At 29.1% G+C, this 9,420-nt stretch carries 12 protein-coding genes; 9 read left to right on the top strand and 3 right to left on the bottom strand.

The features are described 5' to 3' along the window. Positions 1-245 precede the first annotated feature (245 nt). The 8 genes from OM075_RS23370 to OM075_RS23335 all read left to right on the top strand — a co-directional run bounded on the left by OM075_RS23370 (position 246) and on the right by OM075_RS23335 (position 5,716). Complete coding sequence (locus OM075_RS23370) at positions 246-557, top strand: recombinase family protein (RefSeq protein WP_301192980.1); 312 nt, start codon at positions 246-248, stop codon at positions 555-557. Between the two features lie 56 nt (positions 558-613). After that, entirely contained in the window at positions 614-877 is a 264-nt protein-coding gene (locus OM075_RS23365) for a hypothetical protein (RefSeq protein ID WP_301192979.1), read from the top strand. 441 nt (positions 878-1,318) lie between these two features. Continuing rightward, positions 1,319-2,074, top strand: coding sequence for a T9SS type A sorting domain-containing protein (locus tag OM075_RS23360; RefSeq protein WP_301192978.1), 756 nt, complete (start codon positions 1,319-1,321; stop codon positions 2,072-2,074). A gap of 151 nt (positions 2,075-2,225) precedes the next feature. Then, complete coding sequence (locus tag OM075_RS23355) at positions 2,226-3,680, top strand: hypothetical protein (protein ID WP_301192977.1); 1,455 nt, start codon at positions 2,226-2,228, stop codon at positions 3,678-3,680. A 196-nt stretch (positions 3,681-3,876) separates the two neighbouring features. Then, positions 3,877-4,239: a RhuM family protein gene (gene rhuM / locus OM075_RS23350; protein WP_301192976.1), complete on the top strand. Its 363-nt coding sequence runs from the start codon at positions 3,877-3,879 to the stop codon at positions 4,237-4,239. 121 nt (positions 4,240-4,360) lie between these two features. Continuing rightward, complete coding sequence (locus OM075_RS23345) at positions 4,361-4,831, top strand: hypothetical protein (protein WP_301192975.1); 471 nt, start codon at positions 4,361-4,363, stop codon at positions 4,829-4,831. Between the two features lie 14 nt (positions 4,832-4,845). After that, entirely contained in the window at positions 4,846-5,259 is a 414-nt protein-coding gene (locus tag OM075_RS23340; protein ID WP_301192974.1) for a helix-turn-helix domain-containing protein, read from the top strand. A 1-nt stretch (position 5,260) separates the two neighbouring features. Further along, complete coding sequence (locus OM075_RS23335; protein WP_301192973.1) at positions 5,261-5,716, top strand: hypothetical protein; 456 nt, start codon at positions 5,261-5,263, stop codon at positions 5,714-5,716. A 302-nt stretch (positions 5,717-6,018) separates the two neighbouring features. Here the strand turns inward: OM075_RS23335 and OM075_RS23330 are convergent, their stop codons facing one another. Together OM075_RS23330 and OM075_RS23325 are read right to left on the bottom strand one after the other, a co-directional pair. Continuing rightward, positions 6,019-6,486 (bottom strand): hypothetical protein, encoded by a 468-nt coding sequence (locus OM075_RS23330; RefSeq protein ID WP_301192972.1) that lies wholly within the window; start codon positions 6,484-6,486, stop codon positions 6,019-6,021. Positions 6,487-7,507: 1,021 nt separating this feature from the next. Beyond that, entirely contained in the window at positions 7,508-8,035 is a 528-nt protein-coding gene (locus OM075_RS23325) for a hypothetical protein (RefSeq protein WP_301192971.1), read from the bottom strand. 372 nt (positions 8,036-8,407) lie between these two features. On the opposite strand from OM075_RS23325, the gene OM075_RS23320 reads away from it, so the two are divergent. After that, complete coding sequence (locus tag OM075_RS23320) at positions 8,408-8,800, top strand: DUF1398 domain-containing protein (protein WP_301192970.1); 393 nt, start codon at positions 8,408-8,410, stop codon at positions 8,798-8,800. Between the two features lie 175 nt (positions 8,801-8,975). Here OM075_RS23320 and OM075_RS23315 read toward each other — a convergent pair whose 3' ends face one another. Then, positions 8,976-9,302 (bottom strand): 4a-hydroxytetrahydrobiopterin dehydratase, encoded by a 327-nt coding sequence (locus OM075_RS23315; RefSeq protein WP_301192969.1) that lies wholly within the window; start codon positions 9,300-9,302, stop codon positions 8,976-8,978. Positions 9,303-9,420 lie beyond the last annotated feature (118 nt).

Here is a 9,420-nt window from a genome sequence, read left to right as displayed (position 1 = left end):
TTAATTATAGGATTCTGATCTATATATAAATTAGCCATTATAAATTTACGTTAAATTCAAAGTTTTGTAAAGGTTTTATTTATAATGCCTCAGAGAGATTAGGTTTTATTCTGGATAACGAGATTGATCAAATAAACAAAATTTGCCTATCTAAATTGCAATGAAAAAAAGTGTGCATAGTTACTTACATTATAAGCACAAATGTGCACACTTACTTACATTATAAATAGTCTCACAAAAGGAGCATTGATACAACAACTATACAGGGGAGACTAACCTTTAACATTTTTGCAAGTTTTGCTGAATTTGAAAGGGAATTGATAAGAGAGAGAACGATGGCTGGTTTAAAAGCTGCAAGGGAGAAAGGACGAGTTGGAGGAAGAAAGCCTGGTTTATCTGCAAAGAATAAATCTAAAGCATATGCTGCATATACCATGTCAAAAGACAAAAATATGAATGTATCTGAAATTCTTAAAGTTCTTAAAATAAGTAAAGCTAGTTATTACAGATATATTGAATATGCTAAAAAGAAAATAGATGAAAAGGAAAAAAAGTAGTTTTCTATTAGCAAATATTATCTATATTAGTTTGCGTAATGCAAACCGAAATCTATATGAATAAATTCAAAGAGACCGTAGCTCGGTTAAAAAAAGAATCACAGCAAAGAAAAGTTTTAAAAGACCTTGATTATAACTGGATAGAAACACAATTAAATGAATTAGGAATATCCAGGAATGATTTAACACAAGACCTAATGCTTGACAAATCTTCATTATCTCTTTTACTGAGTGGTAAACGTAAAATGAATAAGTCTGTTAAGGCAGCTTTCTTTTATTACTTTGCTTATAAGAAATTACAAAAGGAAAAAAATTCATAAAAATAGAAATATACTTTATCGATCTGTATAATATGCCGTTATTACATATTATATTTAAGGGTGTGTTAATAGTTTATAAACGTACATTACTAGTGATGCGTTAAACTACGCAAAAAACACCTAACATGATGATTTTATTGACTTGTAGAGAGATTGTTGATTTTTGGATTTGAAATGAAATATTTTCAAACAAAAAAATCAAACCAACTCAATCAATTATTATCAGGTGATTTAAGGCTTGTAAAAATCACTAGTTTTTAGAATTTTATTTTTAAATCATCAGCAATAAACGTACATAATAAATAGGCTCAGAAAACAAATTAATTTTAAACCTCAAAAATAAATAACATGAAACTGGCATGGCCAGGGCAAATTATTGAACACACAGGATCATGATTGTAATTTGTTTTGGTTATTAAGGTTTTGCTAATTTTTAAACATATGAAATCAATCTTTACAATTCTAATTTTGACGTTATTATCTATAGATACATATTCACAAATCACCTTAGAGAAAGAATATATCTATGGAGCAAGAGAGGGTAAAACAAGTGCATTTATTGCTAACAATAATTTATATTTCTTTGAAATTGTAAACTTTTACCAAACAAAAACTTCCACATTTTTACTTTATGATGGGAATCATCAATTGGTTAAATCATCAATAATTCAAATTGAAAACTATGGACTCTATAGAGTTTATTTGCCAAGCGATAAGCTATTTAATGATGATTCCTTAATTGAATTTATTGCAACTTATAAACCTACAACAGGTGATAATACACTTATGGCAATATTTAACGAAGATGGAGAAAAATTATTTGACTTAGGAAGTCACAATTTTGCTACGTATATTAAAACTCCATCGAATCAATATAAACTACTTACTCATTATATAGATGATGGTTACGGTATGAATGTATATAGTCTTCCTGGTTCCTTAACTTCCTCAGAGGAGGAAATATTAAAAAAAGCAGAATGTATTGCATTTCCAAATCCGGCTAAAGAATATATCAATATACAATTTGAAAGAGGAATTTCTTCCCAATTAATTGTAACTGATATAAAAGGTAATGTTGTAAAAGAACAAAACATCAATCCTGCAATTAATGAAGTCAGATTAAATACGTCCAACTTTACATCGGGATTATACATATATCAAATAGGAGATCAAAAAGGAAAATTTATTATAAAATAGTTTCAGCAAACGATTGTTGACAAAACCGTTTGTGATTTTATCTGGATTGTCATATAAAGAGAATACGGTTTTCCTATAAAGACAGACTTGAGATTTGAATTTTGAAAAAAAGAGGCATGATGATTAGTTAATCTTGTATAAATAGTGTGGTGTGACATTTTTAGAAAAACTAATAAAAGATAAAGGTCTAATTCTATCAGGAGAAATCCTTGAAATCCTTACTAGCAAAGAGAAAGGTATTTCAAAAGAAGCTGCTAGAAAAAGATTATCAAGGATAGGTGAAAGCATATATCGTGTTAGAGGATTATTTGCAGATGGACAGATTCTGTTCCATGATAAAGATATTTTTGGCACTGAAGAATACTATGATGGACTGCACAGAGCATTAAAAAAAGCAGGGAAACAATATTATACCATTATTCAATCACTCGACTTTCATAATGGCTATATCAAATCTGACCATTTAGCTGCTTATGCTGTAAATCCTGTTGAAAAATTAAAGGGACATTTGACTTTTGAAACAACCTTGAGAAATCTACTAAAAATTGGATTAGTACATCTGGAGGATGAGCATGTTGTGGTATCCAATTCAATATCGAAGAATAGCCATAGTTTAAAAAGAGCAAAAGGTTTAGAAGTTGCGAAAAACTTTTTATTAATGCAGTTTAATGACTGGTCTCGTAAAATTGGATTAGTCTCTTATAATAGTTCTAAATTTCATAGTGAATTTGGTAAATATCAATTTAATTTTGTTGCCCCTTCATATGTTGGCTCATTAACAAAAAAGACATCAGATTCAATTGTGCCAGCGTTTGTTATTGCTGATATTTTAATAGGTAATGTAATTAATGAAAACCAGGTAAACTTCTTTATTAATAAAATTTCTGCCTTGAAACAGCAAAGAGGTTTAGCTAAATTCATTCCTTTTTTAATTGTAGACTCAATAGATACAAAGGCTCTTAATAATTTGAAATCAAAGGGTGCAGTAATTGGATTTGCTGACGAATTATTTGGTGAAAACTACAAAGAACTTCTTAACTCTTTAATTAATCTTATCACTAATGCAGGTGCAATTTTAAAAAAGAAACCAGAGGCATATCTTGATTTAATAAGTAAACTAAATAAGTTGGTTGATGGCAAAACGAATAATTTGCGAGGCGACTTATTTGAATTAGCAGTAGGTTATTATCAAGGTCGCATTTGTTCAAGTATTGATATTGGTAAATTAATAAATCATAGTGGAGAAAGAAGAGAAATAGACGTATTTGGATTACAGCCCAATAGAGTTTTGATTAGTGAATGCAAAGGGTATAATCATCCCATATCTAAGGAAGAAATTGAGGTCTGGTTAGGAGAAAAAGTACCTGTAATAAGAAAATGGGTATTAGACAATGCAACAATTTCAGATAAAGAATTAGTTTTTCAGTTTTGGTCAACTGGAGGTTTCACTCAAGAGGCTCTTGAATTATTAGAAAAGCGAATAGAAAGTACTAAAAAATACACTATTGAATATTTCGATTTAGATAAAATGCTTGAAATATCTAAGAAGATAAACTCTAAGAAGTTTACTGAAATTTTAAGAGAATATTATATTAAGGAGATATAAAAACCAGCTGCCAATCGAATTCTAAGATTAAAATAGTCTCAGAAAAGGAGCAACTAAAGAACCTGGAAAAACCAACTTGAGCATTTAGATACATTGCCTATATGATAAGCACATGAAACCAATGTTGCACATTAACTATCTGGATTGTATTTTATAAATTAGCATACAAAATTTAAGATAAATCATTACATTCTCTATGGAAAGTAAAGTTGAGATATACAAAACATCTGATAATCAAACAGAAATAGATGTACACATTGATAAAGATACAGTTTGGTTGAATCGCCAACAACTTGCTACTCTATTCAATCGCGACAGAACAGTTATATCTCGTCATATCAGTAATATATTTAAAGAGGGTGAATTAGATAAAGATATGGTGTGTGCAAAATTTGCACATACCACTAAGCATGGTGCCATTAAAGGAAAAGAACAACAAGCAGAAACTGAATTTTATAATCTCGATGTAATTATTTCTGTGGGTTATCGAGTAAAATCAATTCAGGGTACACAATTTCGACAATGGGCTACACAAGGTACTGTTCCATTAATAAATTAGATGTTATTTGAGTTAGTGATGGAGATGATGAACTATTTACGAAAAAAGGAAAAAATGTTAATTAATTATCCAATGGATAAGTTTTTTAAATAAAATTGCTTAATTTGCAGTTAACTTATAAGTGAAGTCAATAATTAACATAGAACTATTTGAAGAACACGAACGTATCAATTTCTATACGCTCCGGTTTCATGATGAAGAAACTGAGGCAGATAAGTTTTTAGATCAGTTCCCCGAAGGTTGTAAATATGATGAAGACATTGACATTATCATTAAATGGATGGATAAAATTGGAGAAACAGGAGCCCTTGAGCGCTATTTCCGTCCTGAGTCCAGAGCAAACGATCAAGTATGGGCTATCCCAATTGAAACGTCAAACCTTCGACTATATGTTATTAGAATATCCGAAGAAATTCTAATAATAGGTAATGGAGGTGCAAAAACTACCGCCACCTATAACGAAGACCCTACGCTTAATAAACACGTTGAACTTTTACAAAAGATTGATCGTTTTATTAAGTCAAGAATAAAAAATGGAAGAATAACTGTTGCACAAAAACAGTTAAAGGGTAATTTAAGATTCAATCTGTAACAACGGAAATAAGAATGCTAAAAAATAAACGATTAGAAGCCAGAAGAAAGAAAATATCAAAAGACGTTGAATTATTTGTGGAACGTTCTTTCGATATTGTAGATAGAATCCACTTTATTTTGCAGAAGCAAGGTAAAGAGCAAAAGGATTTAGCTAAAGCATTGGGAAAAACAGAAAGTGAAATTAGTAAATGGATGACTGGAACCCACAATTTCACAATAAAAACGCTAACAAAAATAGAAGCTACATTAGGAGAATCAATATTAATTGCTCCAGAGAAAATCAAATTAAAAGAGAAAGTAGCTTTTGTATACTTAACAAATTCAAACTTTAATTTAAGTTCATCAAATAGAACAACAAAAATCCATCATTCAATGAATATGGTAATTCATGATTCAAAGCAAAGTTTAAGTAAATGTTTAAACTAATATGTCAGCTAAATCAAATATATCAATAAGTATTCAAGAGGTTAAGGAAACCGCATTTTCTTTGAAGCCTTTTCCAGAGGAGTTGCATGAAGTTCAGTTTGGTAAAAATCTTTCTTTTGGTATGGCATTTCAATTTGGTATTGTTAAAGAAAAAGAGATTTTTAAGTTTCAAACAAACATCAAGTATCTTATCACAAATATTGAAGAGCCATTGATTGAATTCTCAAATGAAATCACTTTCCATGTATTAGGATTATCTTCTGTAATAAAGGAAACAGAAGATGGTACTGCAGAAATTAAAGATGATTTTATTGCAACTATTGCAGGTGTTTGTATTGGGACTAGTAGGGGTATGTTAGCGGTTAATACAAAAGGAACAGAATGGTCTAAATATCCTTTGCCTATTTTAAATCCTCAACAAGTTGTAAAGGAAATGAATAAGCCTCCTAAAAACTAGATTAGTAATAACTGTGGATATTCTTGATCATGTTGACACCCTTTCCAGAAGCTGGTTGATGTGTTGTTTTCAGCATGATATTCCGGCGGATGCAGACCCCTTTACGTAATGCTTGAGGAAAAAGTCTGCTTCGAAGGAAGAAAAAACGGGGCATATTGACCCCCTCAGCAACAATATCCAAAGAAACCATTGCTCGGTTAAGAAAAGAGACTCACAAAAGGAGCATTCCGCAACGATTTTTTTTGTACCAGTAATTCTTTATCTTAGAATTCGATTGCCACCCATGACTTTTTCTCTTACTTTTATTGGTCTGTATATTTTAATATCTCCTCCTCAATTTCTTGAGCACTTAGTATTGGTTCAACCCAACCAGGAAAAATTAACTCATTATCACCTAATACCATTAAGTTCTTTTCTAAAATTTTATATTGTGCAAATGATTCATAGCATATATTTGAATCTTTATTATTCTCTAACGTCCTTCTTTGGATTAGTAATTGTAAAGTATCACATTTAATTTTCCATAATCCATTTCGTTCAGTCTTTAAATAACAACTCCAATTTTTCAATGATAAATACTTAAATGAATTATCCTTATATAATACTAAATATGCAGGATATTTTTTAACTGTGTTATCAGGCTTTTGAAAATATATACTATCAGATATTAGTCTTGTTGTAGAATATATATCAAGGTTATCATCCTTAGATGTTTCACTTATACAACCTATAATAGTAATCAACACTCCAACTAATATATAATTTTTCATCTAATTTGTCCAATTTAACTTGTCAATGAGTCTAAATGAAGTTTTATTCAATCTTATATCTATATACTTATAATTAATTCTTTATGTACGAGGTTAACATGGAAACCAAAGTTTGCTGGATGAAAGGTGCGGAGATTAAATGAACCAAATCTCCAAATAGCTACAGTGCCAAAGCTTATATTTGCTATTATCTTTTCATTTTTATGCCAAATCTAAGATTTGGCGGTCTTCAAACTACGCACTAAACTCTCAAATAACCACGGACTCCGCATGATTTATACCAGATTGTTGAGAGCTAGCGTTTTTTTAATTGTATTTATGGTTGAAATTTATCTTAAGTCAAATAATCAATTTTTAATGCGATACAACTTCATATATGTAAAAAGGTTGATTATCAATGAGCTTATTGTCAAGTATGAATACATAAAATACTTATTTCCAGAGTCTGTATAGTCATAAAGTGAGATTAGAGGTTTTGCAAAGATAAATAATGCTATTATTGGAGCAATAAACGCAAGAATTATATTTTTAATTGATTTTAAAAATTCAATAGTCTTTAATGTGATAAATAAGTTAATCAAATAATTTATTGAACAAATAAAAAAGGCAATTGAAAATACAAGTCCAATTGTATTCTTATCTTCTCCTTGAATTCCAAAATATATTATGACAATCAGAATATGTATGAAATGTAATAAATACCAAAATTTAATATTCTTTCTATTCTTGCTCAATTTAAAAGTTATTTTTTCAAGCTTGCCCCCTACTTGTTTATAAACGCTCCATTCATTTAAATTCTTATAACTATTTATAAATCAACCCCTATCGAAAAACATCCATTTATAAGCGCTTATTTTATTTTACAGAACGTTATTAATAACTTACTAAAATAGGTATCCCAGTTATATAGTCAAATATTTAATGTGCAATTTATTCAAGAGGTCTTTTTTATTAGGCAAATATAGTCTCACAAAAAGAGGACAAAACAATCTATGGAAATTAGGCTGGTCAAGTATTTGATTTATTGTTTTCTAATTAATTTATTAGTTCCAAAACAAGTATAATCTTTTCCAAACGAAACATCGAAAATAGTTTCAATTTCATTCTCATTTATCTTTTTAATTGTCCATTTGGCTTTACCATTTGGTACAAAATTTTCAATATACTCAGTTTCAAAAACCAATGTATTTTCATCAGATATAGAGTCATTTAGAACATACTTATTAAAGTATCCTTCATTGTTAAATTGTCTAAAGACGATTGAATTACTGCCTTTGTCAAAACTTATAAAACCGTTGTCAATATGATGCTCTCCATCTGGATTCTTTTCGGTCGGTTCAAATTTTGATTCATTTTTAATTTCAAGGTACTGCCCGTCCATTACAAGATGAAAACTTGATTCTATTTTCGATTTGTTGTTTCCAAATCCACTACCTGTTCCAGTCCAATCCCCAATAATAAAGCTTATTTTTTCAAATGGATTTGTTTGAGCAATGGATATACCAAATGAAAGGATTAATCCTAAAAACAAAAATATTATTCTTTTCATATCATTTTTTTAATAATTAAGCTATCAAATATAATCATTGTCACTGTCTCTTTAGCTTATTCATAACTTTATATACGCTCCATTCTTTAAGATTCCTATACCTATCAAAGGTATAGGGACTTACTAAAATAGGCAATTAAGTTATATAGCTTAAATAACCTAACATGCAATTTATTCAAGAAATCTTAATTATTAGGTATAATATAGTCTCACATAAGGAGTTTTAAGCGTAGGTCATTTATGGTTTTTAAAATGGTAAACCTTCTTTATTTAAAGAATCAATTTCAATGATATTTGTTGTATCTTTTACAAACTAGATGGCATTCATTGTAGAAAAAATTCAATGACAAATAATAGATAAAACTTAAGATAATGTTTACTGTAGAACAAATTGAATTTGCACACGGAAAAATTAAATCTGGAGCTGATTTTCCTAAATATATTCAAGAAATAAAGGAGATTGGAGTTACTTCCTTTGAAACTTGGGTTTCAGATATTCATACTAAATATTTTGGTAAGGATAATTTTCAAACAAAATCTAAACCGAAATACAAAGAACTAATAATTACAGATTCTTGTAATAAAGATAAATTTGAAGAGTATTTAAAAATTCACCAAAAAGGAGAAACTGATTATTTTACTTTTTGCAAGCATTGTGCAGGAACAGGAATTGAAAGATGGATTGTAAATCTTGATCATATGTCTTGTGTTTATTACGACAAAGCAGGAAATGAAATTTTGAAAGAAGTTGTACCTACAATTTGAATTAAAACTGTATAACCGATTATATAGTTATCGTGTTAAAAACTTGATTTGTTTTTATGACATAATAAAAAATAATGTAAGAGATTTTACATAAATTACTGAAGCTATAAATTTATTTAGTGAATAATTTTAACTCATCAATAGTATTTCGGCATCATGAATAAATTAAGAATAATTATATTATTCTATTTATTTTAGCTGCTAAAATAAAATCGTTATCATGTAAACCATCAATCTTGTGCGTCCAAATCGATATTGTTACTTTTCCCCATGTAAAACAAAACTCAGGATGATGATTTTCCTGTTCAGCAAGTTGACCAACCTTATTAATAAAATCAAGAGCTAATTTGAAGTTAGGAAAATCAAATGATCTTATTAAATGATGATCATCTTTGATCTCCCAATCTTCCAAATGAGCCATTCTCTCTTTGATCTCTTCATTTGTTAAGGGAGGGATTCCACCTCTACAGGGTTCACAGTGTTTTTGGGTAAAATCAGTCATTTTTATTAAAAGATACTAAAAATACCTGTTGTGTGAATTAAATTGCATGCTTAATAAAATTGATAGGTCTATTGTATATGAACCTATTTATATATTGAATAATAGTTAGCGAAGTGAT

The organism is Plebeiibacterium sediminum (genome assembly GCF_026013605.1).
Lineage (GTDB): Bacteria > Bacteroidota > Bacteroidia > Bacteroidales > Marinilabiliaceae > Saccharicrinis > Saccharicrinis sediminus.
This window is presented reverse-complemented; position numbering and strand designations above follow the sequence as displayed.

Excerpts from the sequence above, each read along its gene's own strand:
- OM075_RS23365 (WP_301192979.1), top strand. The coding sequence starts at position 614 with ATGAATAAATTCAAAGAGACCGTAGCTCGGTTAAAAAAAGAATCACAG.
- OM075_RS23320 (WP_301192970.1), top strand. The coding sequence starts at position 8,408 with ATGTTTACTGTAGAACAAATTGAATTTGCACACGGAAAAATTAAATCT.
- OM075_RS23335 (WP_301192973.1), top strand. The coding sequence starts at position 5,261 with ATGTCAGCTAAATCAAATATATCAATAAGTATTCAAGAGGTTAAGGAA.
- OM075_RS23315 (WP_301192969.1), bottom strand. The coding sequence starts at position 9,302 with ATGACTGATTTTACCCAAAAACACTGTGAACCCTGTAGAGGTGGAATC.
- OM075_RS23360 (WP_301192978.1), top strand. The coding sequence starts at position 1,319 with ATGAAATCAATCTTTACAATTCTAATTTTGACGTTATTATCTATAGAT.
- OM075_RS23330 (WP_301192972.1), bottom strand. The coding sequence starts at position 6,486 with ATGAAAAATTATATATTAGTTGGAGTGTTGATTACTATTATAGGTTGT.
- OM075_RS23325 (WP_301192971.1), bottom strand. The coding sequence starts at position 8,035 with ATGAAAAGAATAATATTTTTGTTTTTAGGATTAATCCTTTCATTTGGT.
- rhuM (WP_301192976.1), top strand. The coding sequence starts at position 3,877 with ATGGAAAGTAAAGTTGAGATATACAAAACATCTGATAATCAAACAGAA.
- OM075_RS23340 (WP_301192974.1), top strand. The coding sequence starts at position 4,846 with ATGCTAAAAAATAAACGATTAGAAGCCAGAAGAAAGAAAATATCAAAA.